Source organism: Streptomyces lothianensis (assembly GCF_047779955.1).
In the GTDB taxonomy this organism is placed as follows: Bacteria; Actinomycetota; Actinomycetes; order Streptomycetales; family Streptomycetaceae; genus Streptomyces.
This window is the reverse complement of the sequence record NZ_JBLMKT010000036.1, coordinates 111,389-132,756: the sequence shown is the minus strand read 5'-3', so window position 1 is coordinate 132,756 and position 21,368 is coordinate 111,389. Positions and strand designations below refer to the sequence as shown.

18 protein-coding genes are annotated in these 21,368 nt (G+C 70.8%); 11 read left to right on the top strand and 7 right to left on the bottom strand.

Annotation, left to right across the window (positions count from 1 at the left end; all coding sequences use genetic code 11):
- Positions 1-54: 54 nt before the first annotated feature.
- The 5 genes from ACLF6P_RS12090 to ACLF6P_RS12070 all read left to right on the top strand — a co-directional run bounded on the left by ACLF6P_RS12090 (position 55) and on the right by ACLF6P_RS12070 (position 6,058).
- The gene (locus ACLF6P_RS12090; RefSeq protein WP_415950090.1) at positions 55-795 is read left to right on the top strand and encodes a response regulator transcription factor; all 741 of its coding nucleotides are present in this window, start codon (positions 55-57) and stop codon (positions 793-795) included.
- On the top strand, positions 788-1,921 hold the full coding sequence (locus tag ACLF6P_RS12085) for a sensor histidine kinase (RefSeq protein WP_415950089.1): 1,134 nt from the start codon (positions 788-790) through the stop codon (positions 1,919-1,921). The genes ACLF6P_RS12090 and ACLF6P_RS12085 overlap by 8 nt, the downstream gene beginning before the upstream one ends.
- Before the next feature lie 179 nt (positions 1,922-2,100).
- Positions 2,101-3,042, top strand: coding sequence for an endonuclease/exonuclease/phosphatase family protein (locus ACLF6P_RS12080; protein ID WP_415950189.1), 942 nt, complete (start codon positions 2,101-2,103; stop codon positions 3,040-3,042).
- A gap of 252 nt (positions 3,043-3,294) precedes the next feature.
- A complete protein-coding gene (locus ACLF6P_RS12075; RefSeq protein ID WP_415950088.1) occupies positions 3,295-5,004 on the top strand; it encodes a TlrC/CarA/OleB/SrmB family ABC-F type ribosomal protection protein in 1,710 nt (569 codons plus the stop codon).
- A 115-nt stretch (positions 5,005-5,119) separates the two neighbouring features.
- Positions 5,120-6,058 (top strand): MerR family transcriptional regulator, encoded by a 939-nt coding sequence (locus ACLF6P_RS12070; RefSeq protein ID WP_415950086.1) that lies wholly within the window; start codon positions 5,120-5,122, stop codon positions 6,056-6,058.
- 90 nt (positions 6,059-6,148) lie between these two features.
- On the opposite strand, the gene ACLF6P_RS12065 is transcribed toward ACLF6P_RS12070, so the two are convergent.
- Positions 6,149-8,755: a D-alanyl-D-alanine carboxypeptidase gene (locus ACLF6P_RS12065; RefSeq protein ID WP_415950084.1), complete on the bottom strand. Its 2,607-nt coding sequence runs from the start codon at positions 8,753-8,755 to the stop codon at positions 6,149-6,151.
- A gap of 278 nt (positions 8,756-9,033) precedes the next feature.
- On the opposite strand from ACLF6P_RS12065, the gene ACLF6P_RS12060 reads away from it, so the two are divergent.
- The 3 genes from ACLF6P_RS12060 to ACLF6P_RS12050 all read left to right on the top strand — a co-directional run bounded on the left by ACLF6P_RS12060 (position 9,034) and on the right by ACLF6P_RS12050 (position 11,356).
- Positions 9,034-9,777 carry a GOLPH3/VPS74 family protein gene (locus tag ACLF6P_RS12060; RefSeq protein ID WP_415950082.1) on the top strand — a complete coding sequence of 248 codons (744 nt, stop codon included), beginning with the start codon at positions 9,034-9,036 and terminating at the stop codon, positions 9,775-9,777.
- Between the two features lie 225 nt (positions 9,778-10,002).
- A complete protein-coding gene (locus ACLF6P_RS12055; protein WP_415950081.1) occupies positions 10,003-10,860 on the top strand; it encodes a helix-turn-helix domain-containing protein in 858 nt (285 codons plus the stop codon).
- 286 nt (positions 10,861-11,146) lie between these two features.
- On the top strand, positions 11,147-11,356 hold the full coding sequence (locus tag ACLF6P_RS12050) for a DUF397 domain-containing protein (protein ID WP_415950079.1): 210 nt from the start codon (positions 11,147-11,149) through the stop codon (positions 11,354-11,356).
- A gap of 130 nt (positions 11,357-11,486) precedes the next feature.
- Here ACLF6P_RS12050 and ACLF6P_RS12045 read toward each other — a convergent pair whose 3' ends face one another.
- The gene (locus ACLF6P_RS12045; RefSeq protein WP_415950078.1) at positions 11,487-12,326 is read right to left on the bottom strand and encodes a hypothetical protein; all 840 of its coding nucleotides are present in this window, start codon (positions 12,324-12,326) and stop codon (positions 11,487-11,489) included.
- Positions 12,327-12,426: 100 nt separating this feature from the next.
- Here ACLF6P_RS12045 and ACLF6P_RS12040 point away from each other — a divergent pair, with 100 nt between their 5' ends.
- Positions 12,427-13,209: an SDR family oxidoreductase gene (locus tag ACLF6P_RS12040; RefSeq protein ID WP_415950077.1), complete on the top strand. Its 783-nt coding sequence runs from the start codon at positions 12,427-12,429 to the stop codon at positions 13,207-13,209.
- A gap of 149 nt (positions 13,210-13,358) precedes the next feature.
- On the opposite strand, the gene ACLF6P_RS12035 is transcribed toward ACLF6P_RS12040, so the two are convergent.
- From ACLF6P_RS12035 to ACLF6P_RS12025, 3 genes are all read right to left on the bottom strand, one after another.
- Positions 13,359-14,471 (bottom strand): ADP-ribosylglycohydrolase family protein, encoded by a 1,113-nt coding sequence (locus ACLF6P_RS12035; protein WP_415950076.1) that lies wholly within the window; start codon positions 14,469-14,471, stop codon positions 13,359-13,361.
- 167 nt (positions 14,472-14,638) lie between these two features.
- Positions 14,639-15,298: a Uma2 family endonuclease gene (locus ACLF6P_RS12030; protein WP_415950075.1), complete on the bottom strand. Its 660-nt coding sequence runs from the start codon at positions 15,296-15,298 to the stop codon at positions 14,639-14,641.
- Between the two features lie 209 nt (positions 15,299-15,507).
- Complete coding sequence (locus ACLF6P_RS12025; RefSeq protein ID WP_415950074.1) at positions 15,508-17,601, bottom strand: LamG domain-containing protein; 2,094 nt, start codon at positions 17,599-17,601, stop codon at positions 15,508-15,510.
- Positions 17,602-17,825: 224 nt separating this feature from the next.
- Between ACLF6P_RS12025 and ACLF6P_RS12020 the strand changes: the two genes are divergently transcribed.
- On the top strand, positions 17,826-17,942 hold the full coding sequence (locus ACLF6P_RS12020; protein ID WP_415950187.1) for a Scr1 family TA system antitoxin-like transcriptional regulator: 117 nt from the start codon (positions 17,826-17,828) through the stop codon (positions 17,940-17,942).
- Entirely contained in the window at positions 17,942-18,145 is a 204-nt protein-coding gene (locus tag ACLF6P_RS12015) for a DUF397 domain-containing protein (protein ID WP_415950073.1), read from the top strand. The genes ACLF6P_RS12020 and ACLF6P_RS12015 overlap by 1 nt, the downstream gene beginning before the upstream one ends.
- 13 nt (positions 18,146-18,158) lie before the next feature.
- On the opposite strand, the gene ACLF6P_RS12010 is transcribed toward ACLF6P_RS12015, so the two are convergent.
- Together ACLF6P_RS12010 and ACLF6P_RS12005 are read right to left on the bottom strand one after the other, a co-directional pair.
- Positions 18,159-18,593, bottom strand: a complete 435-nt coding sequence (locus ACLF6P_RS12010; protein ID WP_415950072.1) for a hypothetical protein — start codon at positions 18,591-18,593, stop codon at positions 18,159-18,161.
- A gap of 82 nt (positions 18,594-18,675) precedes the next feature.
- A complete protein-coding gene (locus ACLF6P_RS12005; protein WP_415950071.1) occupies positions 18,676-21,345 on the bottom strand; it encodes a bifunctional FO biosynthesis protein CofGH in 2,670 nt (889 codons plus the stop codon).
- Positions 21,346-21,368: the final 23 nt, after the last annotated feature.

Genomic DNA, 21,368 nt, shown 5'->3' with positions numbered 1-21,368 from the left:
GCGTATCCCGTTTTCAATATGCTGACGATATGTCCCGGCTCGTAGCCTCGGAGCATGCGAGTGCTGATCGTCGAGGACGAGCCCTTCCTGGCAGAGGCCATCCGCGACGGACTGCGCCTGGAGGCCATCGCCGCGGACATCGCCGGCGACGGTGATACGGCGCTTGAGCTGCTTGCCGTCAACGCGTACGACATCGCCGTACTGGACCGGGACATCCCCGGCCCCAGCGGCGACGAGGTCGCCCGGAGCATCGTCGCCTCCGGCAGCGGGATGCCGATCCTGATGCTGACGGCCGCGGACCGTCTGGACGACAAGGCGAGCGGTTTCGAGCTCGGGGCCGATGACTACCTGACGAAACCGTTCGAGCTGCAGGAGCTCGTGCTGCGGCTGCGGGCGCTGGACCGGCGGCGGGCGTACAGCAGGCCGCCGGTGTGGGAGATCGCCGGGGTGCGGCTGGATCCGTTCCGGCGTGAGGTGTTCCGCGAGGGTCGGTTCGTCGCGCTGACGCGGAAGCAGTTCGCCGTCCTTGAGGTGCTGGTGGCCGCGGAGGGCGGTGTGGTCAGCGCCGAGGAGCTGCTGGAACGGGCCTGGGACGAGAACGCCGACCCGTTCACCAATGCCGTACGGATCACCGTGTCCGCCCTGCGCAAACGGCTCGGCGAGCCGTGGGTGATCGCCACCGTGCCCGGCCTCGGCTACCGCATCGAGGCCCCGGAGGAGGACGGCCGCCGCATCCAAGCCCCGGAGAACGGCCGCCGCATCCAAGCCCCGGAGGACGGCGGCCGGCATGGATAGGCGGCCCGGGCCGAGCGCCCGGCTCAAGCTCACCCTCAGCTACGCCGGGTTCGTACTGCTCGCCGGCTCCCTGCTGCTCGCCGCCATCGGGTGGTTCATGCTGCAGCAGGGGTGGCTGCAGACCAACGCGGAAGGGTCCTGGAGACAGACCCCGGGCACCGATTTCGTACGCGGTTTCGCCCCCTTGGCCGCGACGGTACTGGTCTTCCTTCTGGTCTTCGGCCTCGTCGGGGGATGGATCCTCGCGGGCCGGATGCTCGCCCCCCTGACCCGTATCACCGATGCCACCCGGCTGGCCGCGCACGGATCGCTCACCCACCGCATCCGGCTGCCGGGCCGCAGGGACGAGTTCCGCGAACTCGCCGACGCCTTCGACGGGATGCTCGCGCGGCTCGAAGCGCACGTCGCCGAGCAGCGCAGGTTCGCCGCGAACGCCTCGCACGAACTGCGCACCCCGCTCGCCACCACACAGACCGTGCTCGACGTGGCGCTCAGCGACCGGTCGCAGGATCCCGCCGAGGTGTACGCGCGGCTGCGCGCCATCAATACCCGGGCCATCGACCTCACCGAGGCCCTGCTCGTCCTGAGCCGCGCCGACCAGGGCACCTTCACCCGCGAACCGGTCGACCTGTCGCTGCTCGCGGAGGAGGCCACCGAGACGCTGCTGCCGCTCGCCGAGAAGCGCGGGATCGGCCTGACGGTCGCGGGCGGGATCGCCCCGGCCTTCGGATCGCACGCGCTGCTGCTTCAGGTGACGACGAACCTCGTGCACAACGCGATCGTGCACAACCTGCCCGAGAACGGCCAGGTGTGGGTGACCGCGGCCGCCGGCCCCGGTCAGGCGAGTCTCACCGTCGAGAACACGGGCGCGCGGCTCTCGCCGGAGCAGGTCGCGAGCTTCGCCGAGCCCTTCCGGCGCGGCACGGAACGCATCCACGACGATCAGGCGGGAGTCGGCCTGGGGCTGGCCATCGTGCAGCGGATCACCGAGGCGCACGAGGGATCGCTCACGATCGGCGCACGCCCCGAGGGCGGGCTCCGTGTCGTCGTACGACTGCCTCCGCCGCCCCCGCACGCACCCCCAGCCACCGAGCAGCCGTTCAGAGTCCAGGGACCCGATCAGTGACTGAAGCAACAGAAGCAGCAGAAGCAGAAGCAACAAAGGACACCCCGCCTGCGGAGCCGGACACGCGCCGGACGGCCGAGTCCGATGAGCGCACCGGGGCGCCCAGCGGCAGCGGAAACGGACGCGTCCGCCAGACGGTCCGAGCCTTCGCCGCCCCCGTCGCCTGGAAGCGCGGCCCCGTGCTCACCGCGCTGGCGCTGCTGCTCGGTCTGGTCCTGCTGCTGCACGCGCAGGTCCCGGATGCCGGCGGTCTCGGCAGCCTGGTCGAGTCCCTGCTGCCGTGGCTCGGCGTCCTCGTCCCGGTGCTCCTCGCCGGTGCGCTGTGGCGCCGCTCGGCCACCGCGCTTCTCGCGCTGCTGCTTCCCGTCGTGGCGTGGCTGAGCCTCTTCGGCGGTCTGCTCGCCGACAAGCAGCAGTCCGGCGCCGACCTCACCCTGGTCAGCCACAACGTCGCCGCCGAGAACCCCGACCCGGTCGGCACGGCCCGCGCGCTGGCCGCTTCCGGCGCGGACGTACTGGCGCTGCAGGAGATCACCCCGCAGGCCCTCGCCACGTACGAGAAGGAGCTGACGGAGACGTACCCGCACCACACGGTCCTCGGCACGGTCGGCGTATGGAGCAAGCTGCCGCTCTCGGACGCGAGGACGGTCGACATCGCGCAGGACGCCGGTCCGCTGGGGGCCGCCAAGCCGGCCGAGGAGAAGTTGCCCGGCAACCGGGCGCTGCGCGCCACGGTGGCCACGGACCAGGGTCCACTCACGGTGTACGTGACGCACCTGGGGTCCGTACGCCTCATGCCGCGAGGCGGTTTCCGGACCGATAGCCGTGACCGTAACGCCGCCGCGCTCACCGAGGTGCTCGCCGCCGAGAAGAGCGAGCACGTGGTCGTGCTCGGCGACTTCAACGGCACGACGGACGACCGCGCGTTCGACGGCATCACCTCCCACTACACCTCGGCGCAGGAGCAGGCGGGCGCCGGCTTCGGCTTCTCCTGGCCGAAGTCCTTCCCGGTTGCCCGCATCGACCAGATCCTGGTGAAGGGCGTGCAGCCGAAGAGCTCCTGGCTGCTTCCGGCCACGGGCAGCGACCATCTCCCGGTGGCGGCGGGGATCAGCTGGTGACGGGCGGGCGGTGACGGGCGGGCGGTGACGGGCGGGCGCGGGGGCACAAGGGCGAGAGGGCCCGCGGGCGCGAGGTCCCGCTGACGCGCGAAGCGAGACGAGACGATCCGTCTTGTCAAACCGCTCGCGATGCCGTACCTTCGCAGGCATGGGTTCCCTGTGATCACCGCCGACGCCGCCGCGTAGAGCCTCGCTCCGCGGCCGGCGCGCCGTGCCGTCATCCCGCCCGTCCCGACCGAAGGGGGCCCACCTATGCGTGCGCCAACCGGCCAGCTCTCCGTTCACGAAGTCACCAAGCGCTACGAGACCGGCGCCGAGCCCGTCCTCGACGACCTCAGCTTCACCGTCAAGCCCGGCGAGAAGGTCGGCATCATCGGCGACAACGGCTCGGGCAAGTCCACCCTCCTCAAGCTGCTCGCCGGTGAACTCGCCCCCACCACGGGCGAGGTGACCGTCACCGCACCCGGCGGCACCGGCTATCTGGCACAGAGCCTGGAGCTGCCACCGGAGGCGACGGTGCGTGACGCGATCAATGTCGTGCTCGCCGATATCCGGGCGATGGAACGGGAGTTGAGGTCCGCCGAGGAAGCCATGGAAACGCTCCGCGGCCCCGATCTCGACACCGCACTCACGTCGCACGCGGACACCCTCGCCCGCTTCGAAGCCCGCGACGGCTACCAGGCGGACGCCCGCGTCGACATCGCGCTGCACGGTCTGGGCCTGCCCGGACTCGACCGCGGCCGCCGCCTCGGCACGCTGTCCGGCGGCGAACGCTCCCGGCTCGCGCTCGCCTCGACCCTGGCCGCCGAACCGGAGCTCCTGCTGCTCGACGAACCCACCAACGACCTCGACGACCGGGCCATCGGCTGGCTGGAGGACCACCTGCGCCGCAGGCGCGGCACGGTCGTCGCGGTCACCCACGACCGGGTGTTCCTGGAGAACCTCACCAGCACGATCCTCGAGGTCGACGAGGCCGGGGTGACGCGCTACGGCGACGGCTACCGCGGCTATGTCACGGCGAAGGCCGCCGAACGCCGGCGCCGTATCCAGGAGTACGAACAGTGGCGCGACGATCTCGCCCGCGCCCGCAGACTCGCCGAGTCCAACGTGGCACACCTCGACGCCATCCCGCGCAAGGTGCCGCTCGCGGTCTTCGGACACGGCTCGTTCCGGGCGCGCGGGCGTGGGCACGGGGCGATGGTGCGGATCCGCAACGCGAAGGAGCGGGTGGCGCGCCTCACCGCGGACCCGGCTCAGCTGCCGCCGGCCCCCCTGCGGTTCGGCGGCGAGATCCGGCGGGCCCCGGAGAGCGGGATGCAGCGGGATCACGTGATCGGCAGCGGCGGCGGCGACGCGTTCGCGGCCGAGCTCACCGGAGTGCACCTGCCCGGCCGGCTCGATCTGCCCTCGCTGCGGATCGGCCCGTCCGAGCGTCTGCTCGTCACCGGTCCGAATGGGGCGGGCAAGAGCACCCTGCTCGCGCTCCTCGCCGGGGAGCTCGAACCCGGGACCGGGACCGGGACCGGGACCGGGACCGGGACCGTACGCGTGCGCGGCCGGGTCGGGCATCTGCGCCAGGCGCAGACGCCGTGGCCCGCCGCCTGGCCCGTGCTGCGCGCGTTCGCGTACGGCAGGCCGGGGACGGTCGACGAGCACCGCGAACTGTTCCTGTCCCTGGGCCTGTTCAGGTCCGCCGATCTGAAACTGCGGGTCGGCGAGCTCTCGTACGGCCAGCGCCGCCGTATCGAACTGGCCCGGCTCGTCACGGAGGAGGTCGACCTGCTCCTGCTCGACGAGCCGACGAACCACCTCTCCCCCGCACTCGTGGAGGAACTGGAGGAGGCACTGGACTCCTACGAGGGCGCGCTGGTCGTGGTCACCCATGACCGGCGGATGCGGGAACGGTTCGAGGGAACCCGCCTCGAACTCGCCGACGGCGTTCCGGTGGCGCTCATGCGGTGACCTCAGGCCAACGCCTGCGCGCTTGACCTTGTCCCTGGGGAAAAGCACAAGGTTGCGTGCACCGGGAGGAAGGCCTCCCGGTGCACGGAGGCTGGTGCCCATGAGGATGGTGCCCATGACGGACCACGACGACGAGCAGGACGGTACGCGTGCCGATGAGCATGACGGCAAGCGTGTGGGTAGGCGTGCTGGCGGGCGTGACGGTGGGCGTGACGAGGAGTGGCTGACGATCGGGGCGTTCGCGTCCCGGTCCCGCCTGTCGGCGAAGGCGCTCAGGCTGTACGACCGGCTCGGCCTGCTCTCGCCCGCCCGCGTCGACCCGGACAGCGGCTACCGCTTCTACCGGACCGCGCAGATCGAGCGGGCCCGCCTGGTCGCGCTGCTCCGCCAGCTCGACATGCCGCTCGCGACGGTCAAGGAGATCCTCACGCTCGACGACGCCCGCGCCGCGGAGGCCGTCGAGATGTACTGGGCGGACGTCGAGGAGCGCTTCGCCGCCCAGCGGACGCTGGTGCACTTCCTCCGTGGACGGCTGTCAGGCAGGAGGCACGAGATGTACGAGAAGTTCGAGATCCACACGGTGGAGGTACCGGAGCGGACCGTGCTCGGCGAGAGCCGGCACGTGCTCGCGCCCGAACTGCCCGCGTTCATCGGGGAGTCGCTCGGCCGTCTGGAGAAGGCGGCCCAGGAGTGCGGAGGTGTGGTCGCGGCGCCGTTCGTCGCGTACCACTCCGAGGTCACGCAGGAGAGCGACGGACCCGCGGAGAGCTGCGTCCCGGTCGCGGACACGGCGGCGGCGCGGGCCTGGGCCGGACGGCAGGGACCGGCGATCACCGCCCGCACCGAACCGGCCCACCGCCTCGCGTACACCCGCGTCACCAAGGCGCAGGTGGCGTATCCGCAGATCCTGGCGGCCTACGAGGCGGTGGAGCGGTGGGTCGAGGAGCAGGGCCTGACGATCACCGGCCCGTGCCGCGAGGTGTACTTCGCGAACTGGGAGGGCCTGGGCCCGGACGACGAGGCCTGCGACATCGCGTACCCCGTCGGCCCCTGACCTGGCAGCCCTTACCCGGCAGGGCTGACCCGGCAGGGCTGATGCAGCAGCCCTGCCGGGTCAGGGCAGGCGAGCTCAGGGCAGGCGAGCTCAGAGCAGGCGGGTCAGCTTCGTACCGAGGGTCGGCTCCGCCAGGGCGGAGTCGAGGGCGACCGGGACGGTCACGGCTTCCGCCTTGCCGTCGCCGACGGTGAGGATGCCGAGCTCCGTTCCGGCCGCCGCCGTGTGCGGCAGCTCCTCGCCGTCCGTCGCGCGCAGGTCGAGGCGGACGGTGAGGCCCGGCCAGCCGACGGCCTTGACGTCCTCGGTGGCGACGAGGTTCGTCGTGCCGCCGAGGCCGTCGTCCACCTGGCCGACGACATCGCCCTTCTGCACGATCGTCTTCGACGTGAGGGCCTCTTCCGCGGCGTCCATCAGCTTGCGGCTGTTGGCGTACACCTCGTCGATGTTCGAGCCCGTGTGCTTGGCGAACTGCCCGAGTGCCGCGCCGATCACCATCTGCTCCTCGCCGTCGACGGTCTGCGTCGAGGCGAAGAGGAGGTTGGCGCCGGCGGCCGTGGACGTACCGGTCTTGATGCCGATCGAGACGGTCGGGACGAGGCCGTTGAAGTTGTACCAGAGCGAGCCGTCGCCCCGGTTGGGGTCGCCGCGGCCGTTGCTCGGCTTGTACGAGCCCTGGCCGGCGATCTTCTTGAACACCGGGATCTCCATCGCGGCCCGGCCCAGCTTCACCAGGTCCTCGGCCGTGGAGACGGTCGTCTTGTCCAGGCCGCTCGGGTCCGTGTACGTGGTGTTCTTCATGCCGAGGTCCGCGGCGGTGTCGTTCATCTTCTGCACGAACGCCTTCTCGTCCCCGGCGTCCCAGCGCGCGAGCAGCTTCGCCACGTTGTTCGCGGACGGCAGCATGATCGACTGGATCGCCTCGTACTCGCTGAGCTTCTCACCCGCCTTGACGTCGACGACGGACTCCAGCTCCTTGCTGCCGGAGATGTAGTGGTCCTCGGCCTCCTGGTCGACGGTGATCATCGGGCCCTTGTCCTTGCCCTTGAGCGGGTGCTCCTTGAGGATCACGTACGCCGTCATGACCTTCGCGACCGAGGCGATCGGCACCGGCTTCTGCTCGCCGTACGTGCCGAAGCTGCCGATGCCCTCGACGTCGAGGGCGGCCTGCCCCTGGTCGGGCCACGGGATCTGCGGCTCGTCGCCCTCGAAGCTCACGGTCTCCGGGGCGGTGAGGCTCAGGGTGGGGGTCGGGAGCGGGCGCAGATACTGTGCTACCGCAAAGACGATCGCGAGAAGGAGCACCAGGGGTGTCCAGATCTTGACCCGCCGCCCGACCGTACGCAGCGGGGTCTCCGGTGGCGGCGGCCGGTTCGTCAGCTCGGCGAGCAGGTCGAGCGGGGCCTTGGGGGGCAGCGGCTGCTGGGCGGTGCGCTCGGGGCCGGCGTTTGCGGGGGTGGGGGTGGGCGCGGATGTGGATGCGGCGCCGGTTGCCGCTCCGGCTCCGGTTCCGGCTCCGGTTCCGACCTGGGGCCAGCCGCTGGTGCGGGGCTGGGTCCCGGAACGTTCCGGCTTACGGGCAGGTTCGTCGAGCGACTTGAGCGGGACGAACTTGCTGGTGCGCTCGGCGGGGGGCGTGGGCTCGGCGCGGGGCGTGGGCTCGGGCTTGGCAGTCACGGGCTCGCGCTTTGCGTCTGCAGCGGATGGCTTTGCGCCTACGTCCGCCGGATCGTCCTTCTTCGCGTCCGGGCGCGCATCGGATTTCGCATCGGATTTCGCATCCGACCTCACATCCGACTGCACATCCGGCTGCGCATCGGACTTCGCACCCGACGGCTGTGCGGATGCGTCGGAGGTGTCGGACGAGGCGTCCGGGCGTACGGTCCGGAAGGTCGACGTCGGCTGGTCGACGGAAGGCGGGACGGCCTTGAACACGGCGGTGGCCTGATCGACGGCCGGCTCGTCTTCAGCCTCGACGGCATCCCCGGACTCGGCGCCCTTCGACGCCGCTCCCGTGGACTCGGCCCCCTCGGCCGCCCCACCCTTGTCTTCACCGGCATCCGCCGCAGACCCCGTACCGGGTTCAGGCGAAGAACCGGCCTCCGGCTCGGGCTCGGTCCCGGGCTCCGGCTCGGTCGCGGACTCCGGCTCGGTCACGGGCTCAGACTCCGGCCCGGGCTCGGGCTCGGGCTCGGGCTCAACGTCAGCCTCGGGCTCCGCCGCGGAGACCGTCACCTCGGGCTCCGCCCCGACTTCAGCCCCCTCCCCCTCCTCCCCGGCAACCCAAGCCGCCACAGCAGCCCGCAGCCGGGCATCATCCGCACCGTCATCGGCACCGGACGAGCCCTCGCCGTCGCCGGACGAGTTCTCACCACCACCGGACGAACCGCCCGCGCTACCGGACGAGCCCTCCCCACCACCGGACGAACCGCCCGCGGCGGCCTCCTCGTCGGACCGCACCAACCCGGCGGTCGAGAAGACCGCGGTCGCCTGGTCGATCCCCGGCTCGTCCTCCTGGGCGGGCGTGGCCGTCGGTTCCGGGGCCGTCTCCGGCGGGGCCTCGCGGGAGACGGCCAGGCGCGGATCCACGGCGCGCGCCGCCCCGGCCCCCGTCGCCGTCGAAGGTTCCGGCGCCGCCGGACCGTTCGACCCCGAAGAGTCCCGCCGCTGCGCCCTGTCCGGGGTCTCGCCCGCCACCGATGCCTCCTAGCTACGACCTGAACGATCCATACCGCCCGTACGGCCCGTTCAGCGTGAACGACCCGTACCCATCACCGCTTCGACTGCCCACGAGGGCATCCCGCCGCACGTACGGCGGTGTCCGAACCATGTACCAGTGTCCCCGTCTGCGGGGTTGGCCCCCTGGCTAGACGAGAACGACATACCTACTGGTTCCCGCACAAAGCCCCCACGCACTCTCGACAGATGAATGTGAGAGGGGTCACCCTGTCAGACATCCACGCGGGGAGGCATGGATGGGCAGGAGCCGCAGAACCATTCCGGAGGAGCTTCTGCTGCTCGCTCTGGACCCGGCCACGGGTACCACAGCGCAGCCGCAGTCGCTCGACCTAGGTCTGGCAGGTGCACAGCTAGTAGAGCTGGCGCTGGCCGGACGGATAGCCCCAGACGGGGATCGTATCGCCGTGGTGACAGCACGGCCGACAGGAGATCCGACACTGGACTGCGCACTGGAGCTGCTGCGAAGGCGTGGCGCTCCGGTCCGTGCGGTGCACTGGATCGGCGGGCCCCGGCTGGGGCTGCGCCAGACGTACCTCTCACATCTCGAACGCTGCGGCATGGTGCAAGCCGTGGAGGGCCAGATGTGCGGGGTGCTGCCGACGACTCGCTACCAGGCGACGGAGACGGCGATCAGCCGCGAGATCAGGGCACGACTCGACTCGGCGATCCGCACCGGCGTACCACCGGACCCGCGGACCGCGGCGCTCGCCGCGCTGGCCCACGCGGTCGGTCTCGGCAAGCACCTGTATCCGGGGAACGAGGGGCGTTCATCGCGCTCCCGGCTCCGCGATCTGATCCGGCACGACCCGATGGGCGGCCTCGTGGCGCATGCCGTGATGGACGTGCAGAACGGAGTGGCGGCGCAACCGCGCCGGTCCCCCGCGGGCGGCCGGCCGCAGGTCAGGGCGGGCACGACGGACGGCGGCCGGGTGCCCACGCAGCCGCGCCGCGGCTCGATGGCCCGCGTGGTCGCGCACTAGGGCCGACAGGCCCTGGCGACCGGGTTTCCCGCCTTCGCGCGGGGTGGTTGGCCGGCAGTCGCCGGGCGCCGCCCCGCGCGTTCGCGTGGGGCCTGGTTGCCGCGGGCCCGGACCCCCTGCAGATGACACGTTTTCCAGCGCGGCACGTGCCGTTGGTGGCAATCTCGCTAACTAGCGAACCAGCTGACCAGCAACAGACCGCTTGCCGGAGAGGTGGCACATCCCGTGGCGTCCAACGTCAATCCCACAGTCAGGCGCCGCCGCCTGGGCCAGGAGCTGCGCCGTCTGCGCGAGCTCAAGGGCATGACGGCCGAGGAGGTCGCCGAGCGCCTGCTCGTCTCGCAGTCGAAGATCTCCCGCCTGGAGAACGGCCGCAGGTCGATCAGTCAGCGCGATGTCCGCGATCTGTGCGGCGTCTACGAGGTCGAGGACGTCCGGATCGTCGACTCGCTGATGCAGATGGCCAAGGACAGCCGCCAGCAGGGCTGGTGGCATGCCTTCGGCGACATCCCGTACTCGGTGTACATCGGGCTGGAGACCGACGCGGCCTCGCTCAGGGCGTACGACCCGCAGGTGGTGCCCGGCCTGCTGCAGACGCGCGGCTACGCGGAGGCGCTGGTCACCGGCGCGCTCCCGGAGACGCCGCAGAGCGACATCGACAAGCGCGTCCAGGTCCGGATGCGCCGCCAGGAGCGCATCCAGGCCCCGGAGAACCCGCTGCGGCTGTGGACGGTCCTCGACGAGGCGGCCCTGCGGCGGGTCGTCGGCAACAAGCAGCTGATGATCGAGCAGCTGGAACATCTCGTGGACCTGTCCAAACTGCCCCATGTGACGGTCCAGGTGATCCCTTTCGACATGGGAGCGCACCCCGGCGTGAACGGGCAGTACGCGATTCTGGAATTCCCGGATGCCGCGGATTCCAGCGTGGTCTACATCGAAGGCGTCACCAGCGATCTCTATCTGGAGAAAGCGAACGACGTCCACAAGTACACGATGATGTACGAACATCTTCGGGCACAGGCGCTGAATGCGGACCAAACCCGGCAGTTCATCACGGGGATCGCCAAGGAATACGCCCGCTGACGGCTCCCGGATGATGGGTGCGCAATACCTCCGCGGACCGCATGGAACCGACCAGGGCGGGAAGGCGACGGCAAGGTACACCCTCGCCTCGTCGCACGGGAAGACCCAGCTTGAATATCCCATCCGGTCGAGTGAACGGCCGAGCCATATTGCGATGCCGGCGAGTAGCGTCGATCACGTCGATCAGATCAATGACCACCTGACCCGATCGACACCAACCGTCATCGGCCCGAGGGGCCTGGGACGGTGACACCAGCACTCATCACCAGCACAAAGCGGAGCGAACATGGCAATCCAGCAAGGCGCCACGAATACGTGGACCAAGTCTTCGTATTCCACCGGAAACGGCGCATGCATCGAAGTCAGGTCCCCCGTCCTGCGCGAAGTCGCGGTACGTGACTCCAAGGTTCCCGAAGGGCCCGCCATCGCGTTCGGTCCCGACACCTGGACCGCGTTCGTCGGCCAGGTCAACCGGGGGGCGTACCACCTCGGTTGAGTCCGGACATGACGCACGACAAGTTCACAGGCGCCCCGGGCGCCACAGGCACCATCTGAAGAGCCCTCTCGACCGGTTTACGCCGACCTGGCCGAGGGGGCTCGGCCATGCCCATGTGCACTCCCCCGCCTCAGCGCAGTTGATCCACGTACGTATCCGTCCCCGGAAGCGTCGGGATGAACGGCGCCACCAGCTCCACCCGCCCCAGCCCCGACTCGGCGACCTCCTCGTCACGGCGCGCGAAGTGCTCCGCCCAGTGCTCGCGAGGGTCCGCGCCGAGGAACCAGAGCAGCGTGAGGCGGGTGTCGACGCCCTCGACCTGCTTCACGTACGTCATCTTGTCACCGGGCAGCGGGGTCGGGCGGAAGATGATCACCATGGCGGCGGGCGAGCCCGCGAGCTTGCGCGGCAGGTGCTTCGCGCGCAGCCACTCCAGCAACTCGGCCCGCTGCCCGGGCCCTTCGGCGTCGATCACCTCGACGACGAGGCCCTGGTACGGGTGGTCGAGCGCGTGGTAGTCGCGCGGGCCCGCGGCTCCGTCCCGGTAGACGCTCGCCTCGTGGTCCTGGAACGAGGTGAAGACGTGCGTACGGTCCTGGTAGACGCGGCCGTCGCGGTTGAGCCGCTTGTTGATGCCGACGGTCCACTTCATGTGGTCGTCGTAGCGGCCCTCGGTGACCCAGTACGTGGAGATGTAGCAGCCGGCGGTGACGGGCTGGGCGACCGCGGACTTCTCCGGGTAGCGAAGGAGCTGCAGATCGCGGGTCGCCACCCAGCGCCGCCCCGCGTACATCCAGGGCATCGCCATCGCACCGGCGTAGTAGTGGTCGTCCTCGTACCAGCGGTTGTACGCGAACTCGTGGCCCGCGTGCGGCTCCACCATCGTGATCAGCGCGTGCCCGGGATGCACCCCGTACGGGCCGACCGAGGCCAGCTCCGCGTAGACCTCGCTGCGGGTCTGCTCACCCATGACGCCCACCTTCCTTCCTCTTCCGTCCTCCGCCGAACGCCCCTACTCTGACGCCCCGTCAGTAAATGCACCAGAGCCCCGCACCCCACCGGAGGTCGCCGTGCTGCTGCAGGACAGGACCGTGCTCGTCTCCGGGGTCGGCGCCGGGCTCGGCCAGCAGGTGGCCGCCGCCGTGGTGCGCGACGGCGGGAACGCCGTGCTCGGGGCGCGCACCGAGGCGAACCTCGCGAAGGCGGCCGCCGAGATCGACCCGGACGGCGAGCACACCGCGTACCAGGCCACCGACATCACCGACGAGCGGCAGTGCGAGTCCCTCGCCGCGCTCGCGGTGCGGCGCTTCGGACGGCTCGACGGTGTGATCCATGTGGCCGCCTGGGACAGCTACTTCGGCGGACTGCAGGACGCGGACTTCGAGACGTGGAAGGGCGTCATCGACACCAACCTGCTCGGCACGCTCCGTATGACGCGCGCCTGCCTCCCGGCGCTCAAGGAGCGCGGCGGCGCGGTCGTCTTCGTCGGCACCCAGTCGGCGATCGCCGCGCCCTCGCAGGTGAAGCAGGCGGCATACGCGGCCTCCAAGGGCGCGCTGACCTCGGCGATGTACTCGCTGGCCCGCGAGGTCGGCCCCGACCGGATCCGGGTCAACACCGTGCTGCCCGGCTGGATGTGGGGGCCGCCGGTGGAAGCGTGGGTCCGGTTCACGGCGGACACCGAAGGCGCGCCGGAGGACGAGGTCAAGGAGCGCCTCACGTCCCGGATGGCCCTCCCCGACCTGGCGACGGACGGCGACGTGGCGGACGCGTGCACCTTCCTGGCCTCGGACCGGGCACGGGCGATCACGGGACAGCAACTCCTTGTGAACGCCGGGGAAATCATGCGCTGAGCGGGGGCGCTCGCGTGCGGTCGGCTCAGCCCCCACCCCGGGTAGCGGGCGGCTCGCGGCGGTCGGCTCAGCCCCACCCCGAGTAGCGGGCAGCTCGCGGCGGTCGGCTCAGACCCACCCCGGGTAGCGGGCGGCTCCCGGCGGTCGGCTCAGACCCTCGGATACCGCGCCAGCCACCCCGGCGCCGAAACCCCCGGCCCGTGCAGGGCCGCGCCCTGCGTCATCTCCATCGCGAAGTCATCGGCGAGTTCAAGGAGCGTCGCCCGACCCTCCAGCTCGGCCACCCACGCCGGTGGCAGCGCCGTCTCGCCGTGCATCGCGCCGAGCAGCGCACCGGTCAGGGCGCCCACGGCCGCCGAGTCACCGCCGTGGTTCACGGCGAGGCGCAGCCCGTGCCGTATGTCCTCGCAGGCCAGCGCGCAGTACACGGCCGCACCGAGCGCCGCCTCCGCCGTACGCGCCCCGGCCAGCGCGTCCACCCGCACATCGCCCGCGGGCCCCTGCCGCACCGCACCGGCCGCCTGCTGGAGCGCCTCGCTCACGGGCTCGTGCCCGGGCCGCCCGGCGAGCAGCCCGAGCGCCCGCTGCACCGCGGCGTCCGGCGCCTCCCCACACGCGAGCGCATGCACGAGCACAGCGAACGCGCCCGCACTCAGATACGCCCCGGGATGCCCGTGCGACTGCACCGCACACTCCACCGCCAACTGCATGACGAGCTGCGGCTCCCATCCCACGAGCAGCCCGAACGGCGCAGACCGGGCCGCGGCCGCAGGCCCGCGCTCGCCCGGATTCTTCGGCTGCTCGATCGTCCCGAGCCGCTCGTCCCCGAACCCCGTGAGCAGCGCCCGGTCCGGATCCCGCCGCGCGTACAGCCACTCCTTGCGCGCCAGCCACCCGTCGTCCTTGCGCCGCTCGTCGGGCCCCCACTCCCTCTGCGTGGCGGCCCACCGCAGATACGCCCGGTGCACATCACTCGGCGGATGCCAGGCCCCGGTGTCGCGGCGCACCTGGGCGCGTATGAGCCCGTCGACGGTGAACAAGGTCAGCTGCGTCCCGGCCGTGACGGCCCCACGCCGCCCGTACGCGGGAACGAGATCGACGAGCCCCTCGGCCCCGTACACCTGCCGCACCTCACCGAGTGCCATCCCGGCCACCGGTGCCCCGAGCGCATCCCCCAACGCACCCCCGAGCAGCGTCCCCCGCACCCGGCTCCGAAAATCCTGCTGCTCGGCCCGTCCCCACACGGGCGTCCCGGCCCTCACCGCACACTCCCCCTCGCGCGCCTTCCCCCGCCGTCGCCAGCACTGTAATCGACCACTCGCACGAGAATCAGGCCTCGGGCACCGCGGGTATCGGCGCCTTCAGCTCGGCGAACGGGGGCGGGCCCCCGGCACGGGCTCGGACTCGGAGCGTGTCGGCGAACGCGCTCTCAGAACGCCAGGTCCTCCCAGGTGACGCTGATGCCGAAGGGCTCGGGGAACTCGATGCTGATGCCCGGCTCCCACTCACCGACAGCCGCGTACATCACGGGCCGCAGCGGCTTGACGGCGAGCCCGGACTGGTCGATGGTGACCAACTCATACGCCAGCACGCGCGTGATGTCCCAGGTCTTGCCGGAGTCGAGCTCGATCTCCCAGTACCAGGGGATCCCGGCCTCCGCGTAGCGGTCCATCTTCCACTGCCTGCGCCCGGGGGTGTCCGAGCGGGAGAGCACTTCGCCCACGAGGACGGTGTCCTCGGTGAAGATGTCGGACCCGCGCGGCAGACAGCGGTAGACCAGGAAGTCGGGAGTGAGGAAGCTGCTCTTGTCAGGCTTGAAAAAGACGTTGGTCTCCACCTCGACCTGCCAGCACAGCCGCCGCTCGCTGTCGCTTCCCTCCCGCATGGCTCTACGGGCGTCGGCCTCGAGCCCGTTGCACAGCCGCCTGGCGAAGCGCTGGTGCTCACTCGGGCCGCGCCTGTTCCACACGGGCCTGCCCTGCCACAGCTCGATGCCCTCGGCGACTTCGTCGGGAAGCTCCTGGAGTTCCTCCCAGGTCAGCTTCTCGGGCAGGTTGAATCCGGATGCTTCGACTCCGCTCGATGACACGCCGCCTCCACGGTTCACGTTCTGCCGTCTCCACGGTAGCGGACCGTAACGGGCGGTGACGCGCGGTTCGTCAGTCCGGGACCGGCAGCGGCTCCGGCAGGTGCGCGCCAGGCCGGACTCCCTCGTACGCGGTCACGGCTGAGGGCGGCGCGCCGCAGGGGCGCGCCGCCCTGGCGGCCGGATCCGCCCGGCCTGCCGTTACGCGACGGTCACCGGGGGAGCTCCATGCCCCAGCGCAGGGTGCCGATCCGGTTCTCGTCGACGACGCCGGAGAAGACGCGCACCTCGTCCACGGATCCGTGCAGGTACTCGCCCCAGCCGTCGGCGGTCTTGCCGCGGCCGATCTGCAGGGGGCCTGAGCTCCGCCAGGAGGTCCGGAAGGTGGCGGACGCGCCCTGATCCAGCTGGCCGTCGACGTAGAGGGTCACCTTGCCGGCAGCGTCGTCGTAGACCACGGTCACCTCGTGGCCCCAGCCCCAGCCGCCGTCGGGGTACGCGTACTGCCCGACGACGGTCTCCTGCGCACCCGGCTCATCGGCCGCCGTCATGACGAGCTCCCAGCGCTCGGTAGCCGGGTCGTAGCGCACCTTGAAGGCGTCCCCATGCTCACCGCCCTGCGAGAGCACCGTCATCGGGTGGCCGGGGACGGTGTCGGCGAGACGCACCACGGCGCTCACGGTGAAGCTGGCGTCGGTGTCGACCACCGGACCGCTCGTCGCCGCATAAGCCGACTCACCGTCGAGTGCGAGGAAGCCTTCACCTTCGAGCGGTTCCTTCATCTGCGGGCAGTCGGGGTCGAGCTCCGGGATGCACCCGGCCGTCGGCTGGCGGTAGACGGAGGCGCCCTCGCCCAAGTTCAGCGCCTGGCCCCCGTGCAGCTCCGGGCTGCTGCCGTCCGTCGCGCTCTCCAGCTTCCAGTGGCCGCGCTCGACGGGCTTGCGCTTGGCGAACTCTTGCACCTCGGAAGGCACGACCACACGGTCGTGAACGCGCACGTTGCCGATCTCACCATGCCAGCGGTCGCGGTAGCCGGTACTGCGCCGGACCCGCCCGATCTGGAAGTCCCCGTCGCTCCCAGCCGCTTCGGCCTTGGCGCCGTCACCTGCCGCCTTGCCGTTCACGTAGAGCCGGGCAAGGCCGGTCTCGGCGTCGTACAGACCCATCACATGGGCCCATTTCCCGGTCTCCGGCGTCCCGCCGGTCACCCGCGCGCCACCGAAGTCGAAGGACCAGACGGGCTTCTCCGAGCCCGCCCGCAGTCCCAGCGTGAAGGCGCTGGCGTCGCCCTTCGCGGCGTCCTGGGATGCCACGGTCATCGCCTGGTCGGTACGGCTCGGCCGCACCCAGGCGCTCACCGCGAAGGTCCCGGTCGTGTCGACGATGTCTGCATCCGGCGTGATGAACCCATGGGTACTGCCCGAGAAGGACGCGGACGAGGTGAGCTCCGTGCCCTCAAGTCCGGGGGCACCGAAAGTGACACCCTTGTCCACCCGGGCCTCGGGGCCGCTGACCGCCTCTGCGGTGGACGAGCCCGCCGCATCGGCCAGATTCCAGCGGGCGACCGGCTCACGGCCGGAACTGACCCGGAATTGGTAGTTGGTCGGGGAGCTTCGCCGCCCCGCCCGGTCCTGTGTTTGGACCTCGACCCAGTTCAGCCCGGAGCTCACCGGGAGGAATCTGACGGAAACCGGACCTCCCGGCTGCTCGGGACGCACGATGCGGTTCGTACCGCCGTTGAACGAGATCGCGTAGGCCACGGCGTCGTCGGACGCCGAGTCCGCGGTGAACGTACCGTAGTCACCGACACCTTCCGTCCACGTGTCGTCATTGGGGTAGTCGTCCGACCGGACCTCGGGCGGCAGTGGGCTGGCGTCGTCATAGATGTACTGGCAGACCTTGCCGGAGCCCTCGTCGCTCCAAAGCGAGACGGCCTCTCCGTCGTTGGCCCGAACCCGCCACGAGACGACCGTGTCCGCGGGAGCATCGGAGGGGAGCTGCCAGCTGAACGGCGATCCGGAGGTCTTGGCCCCCGTGGTCAGGGAGCGCCGCTGCTCGACTCCCTCGCTGTCCTTCCACCAGGCCTCGAACTCGGCGGACACCAGGTCGGACTCGTCCGCGGCGTACAGCTTCGCGGATACCCGCGGCACATGGTCGAGGTACGGGCGCGCATCCCCCGATGTGCACGCCTTGGAACTGGTGGCCAGATCTGCCACCGCCGGCTGCAGCGGTGGCTGGCTCTCCGCCGCGACAGCCACCCCCGGCGTCCCGAGTACCACCGCGAGGGCCAGGCCTCCCAGGAGCATGCCTGATCTTCGCGTCCTCTGTCCGTCCACAGAAACCCCTCCCTTTGATGTGCTCACCGACCTGGTGAGCAGGAGGAGGCTAACAACGATCACTGACACCTCAACTGGAATATTCGCCGCCGGAGCGCTGGTCCGCGCGGCTTGGGCGCGGGTTCGGAGGGGGCGAGTCCCGGCGAACTCGCTCACCAGTAACTCGACGTCGGCCGTGAGTTCGCGATAATCCCATTCCGGGACGAGCCGCACGGCCCTGGCAGGCCGCGCTCATCCCCGGTCTGCTCCAGACACCGGACTACGCCCGGGCCTCGGCCATCGGCAACCACCCGGCAACGACATGTAGGTAGTGGCCGAGTTCAAGTTCCCCAAGTCCAGCTGCAGCAGCAGCGACACGCACCAGGAATGCGTCGAAGTCGCCAGCAACATCCCCAGCACGGTGACAGTCCGCGGCTCCAAGCAGACCAACGGCCCGACACTCCACACGTCCCCGGCGGCTTGGACCGCATTCACCTCCCGGATCAGCACACAGTCGCAACCAACGCAGAGGTGAGGCCCGAAGGAGCTCACTGGCCTCGATCTTGGTCCCCACGGCCGACGTCCGGCGTCAGGAGCGCGGGCGCGACGAAGCCCGACGACAGCAGCGCGGTGAAGGAGAACAGGCAGTACATCAACGCCACAACGCCCACTCCCCCTGAGGAGACGGAGGAGTAGAGGACACCGCAGGCAAGACCGGCCACGGCCGAGGCACCCAGCACCAGGAGCCACCTCCCCGACCGATGGAACATCAAGTCGGGAAACACCAGCCTCAGTATGAAGAGCGCGCCGAGGAGAAGGCCGACGTCGGCGGTGCTCCACAACGCTGCCTCCCCCAGTACGGGCCACCAGTCGAGAACCTGCGGTTCACCTTCTGACTGCGCTTCGAAGACCGCCGTCACAACGCGCACGAGCAGGAACGGCGGAACCATGCCCACGGCAACGGCCGCGAGGAAACGCAGCACCCAGACTCCAAGCAGCACCCGCTCCCCTATCTGACGCGACCGCACTGGACTACGAGGACCAGACTCTTGCGGGAAGTCACCCTCAGTCCACCACCGGCAGCAGTTCCGGCAGATGCCCGTCCGAGGCCCGCGCCGCCCGGACCCGCTCCTCCGGGACCTCCCCGTACAGCGTCGTGCGCGGACGGGACGGGCGGCCTGCCGCGTCGGCGATGGCGGTGAGGTCCTTGATGGAGCGGTAGGAGCCGTAGGAGGAGCCCGCCATGCGGGAGATGGTTTCCTCCATCAGGGTGCCGCCCAGGTCGTTCGCGCCCGAGCGGAGCATTTCCGCGGCGCCCTCCGTGCCGAGTTTCACCCAGCTGGTCTGGATGTTGGGGATGTACGGGTGGAGGAGGAGGCGGGCCATGGCGGTGACCGCGCGGTTGTCGCGGTCCGTCGGGCCCGGGCGGGCGATGCCCGCGAGGTAGACGGGGGCGTTGGTGTGGATGAAGGGGAGGGTGACGAACTCCGTGAAGCCGCCGAGGTTGTTCGAGAGTGCGTCCTGCTGGATGGCGGCCAGGGTGCGAAGGTGGCCGAGCCAGTGGCGGGGCTGGTCGACGTGGCCGTACATCATGGTGGAGGAGGAGCGGATGCCCAGGGAGTGGGCGGTTTTGACGACCTCGATCCAGGTGGCCGTGGGGAGTTTGCCCTTGGTGAGGATCCAGCGGACCTCGTCGTCGAGGATTTCGGCGGCCGTTCCCGGGATGGAGTCGAGGCCCGCTTCGCGAGCGGCTGTCAGCCATTCGCGGATGGACAGGCCGGTGCGGGAGGCGCCGTTGACGACCTCCATCGGGGAGAAGGCGTGGACGTGCATGCCGGGGACGCGGGATTTCACCGCGCGGGCGATGTCGAAGTACGCCGTGCCCGGGAGGTCCGGGTGGATGCCGCCCTGCATGCAGACCTCGACCGCGCCCACGTCCCAGGCCTGGGCGGCGCGGTCGGCGACCTGGTCGAGGGAGAGGGTGTAGGCGTCGGCGTCGGTGCGGCGCTGGGCGAAGGCGCAGAAGCGGCAGCCGGTGTAGCAGACGTTGGTGAAGTTGATGTTGCGGGTGACGATGTAGGTGACCTCGTCGCCGACGACGGATTTGCGGAGGTCGTCGGCGATGCGGGTGAGGGCGTCGAGGGCGGGGCCGTCCGCGTGGAGGAGGGCGAGGGCTTCGGGGTCGGTGAGGCGGGTCGGGTCGTCGGCGGCCACGGAGAGTGCCGCGCGTACGTCGGAGTCGATACGGGAGGGGATCATGCCCGGGGCCGCCGCCTCGCGCAGCGCCTCCCAGTCGCCGTAGACCTCGTCGAAGTCCTCTCGGCGGTCGCCGGTGCGGCCCTCCGTGTCGATGGTGGTGTGCAGGTCGGTGCGGCCGGATGAGGTGAAGCCCTCGTCCGGTTCCTGCCAGGGGTGACCGACGACGGGCGCGGTGGGGATCGCGAGGCCGGTGGCCGGGTCGGCGAGGGCGCGGACGTGGGGCAGGACGCGCGGGTCGAGCCAGGGTTCGCCTCGGGTGACGAACTCCGGGTAGACGCAGAGTCGTTCGCGGAGTTCGAAGCCGGCGGAGGCCGAGCGCTCGGTGAGTTCGTCGAGCTGCGGCCAGGGCTTTTCCGGGTTGACGTGGTCGATCGTGAGCGGGGAGACGCCGCCCCAGTCGTCGATGCCGGCTTCGATGAGCCGCTCGTACTCGCCGGCGATCAGGTTCGGCGGTGCCTGTAGGTTGCCCGACGGGCCCATGATGTGGCGGGCGACGGCGACCGTGGCGACCAGTTCGTCGAGTTCGGCGTCCGGCATGCCGCGCATCGCCGTGTCCGGTTTGGCGCGGAAGTTCTGGATGATGAGTTCCTGGATGCCGTGGTAGGCGCGGGCGATGCGGCGCAGCGCGAAGAGGGATTCGGCGCGTTCGGCGTAGGTTTCGCCGATGCCGATGAGCAGGCCCGAGGTGAAGGGGACGGAGGAGCGGCCCGCGTCCTCGAGGACGCGGAGTCGTACGGCCGGTTCCTTGTCCGGGGAGCCGTGGTGCGGGCCGCCGGGCTCGGACCACAGGCGCTCGGCGGTCGTCTCCAGCATCATGCCCATGGAGGGGGCGACGGGCTTGAGCCGCTGGAAGTCCTTCCAGGAGAGCACCCCGGGGTTGAGGTGCGGCAGCAGGCCGGTCTCCTCCAGGATGCGGATCGAGATGGCGCGTACGTACGCGATGGTGTCGTCGTAGCCGTGCGCGTCGAGCCATTCGCGGGCCTCGGGCCAGCGGTCCTCCGGCTTGTCGCCGAGGGTGATCAGGGCTTCCTTGCAGCCGAGTTCGGCGCCACGGCGGGCGATGTCGAGCACCTCGTCCGGGGACATGAACATCCCGTGCCCGGCGCGGCGCAGTTTGCCGGGGACGGTGACGAAGGTGCAGTAGTGGCATTTGTCCCGGCACAGGCGGGTGAGCGGGATGAAGACGCTCTTCGAGTACGTGATGGTCCCGGGCCTGCCCGCGGCCTGAAGGCCCGCGTCCCGTACCCGCGCGGCCGAGGCGGTGAGATCCGCCAGGTCGGCGCCGCGCGCCTGCAGCAGCACGGCCGCCTCGGCGGCGTCGAGCGCCACGCCGTCGCGCGCCCGCTTCAGGGCGCGGCGCATGGCGTTGGCGGTGGGGCCCGCGGTGGGCGCGGAGGTGCCCGCCGTGTCTGCCGCACCCGCCGCGCCTGACGTGCCCGCCGCGCCTGACGTGCCTGCCTGCTGCTGATCAGTCATGGATCGAGCATAAGAGCGATCAC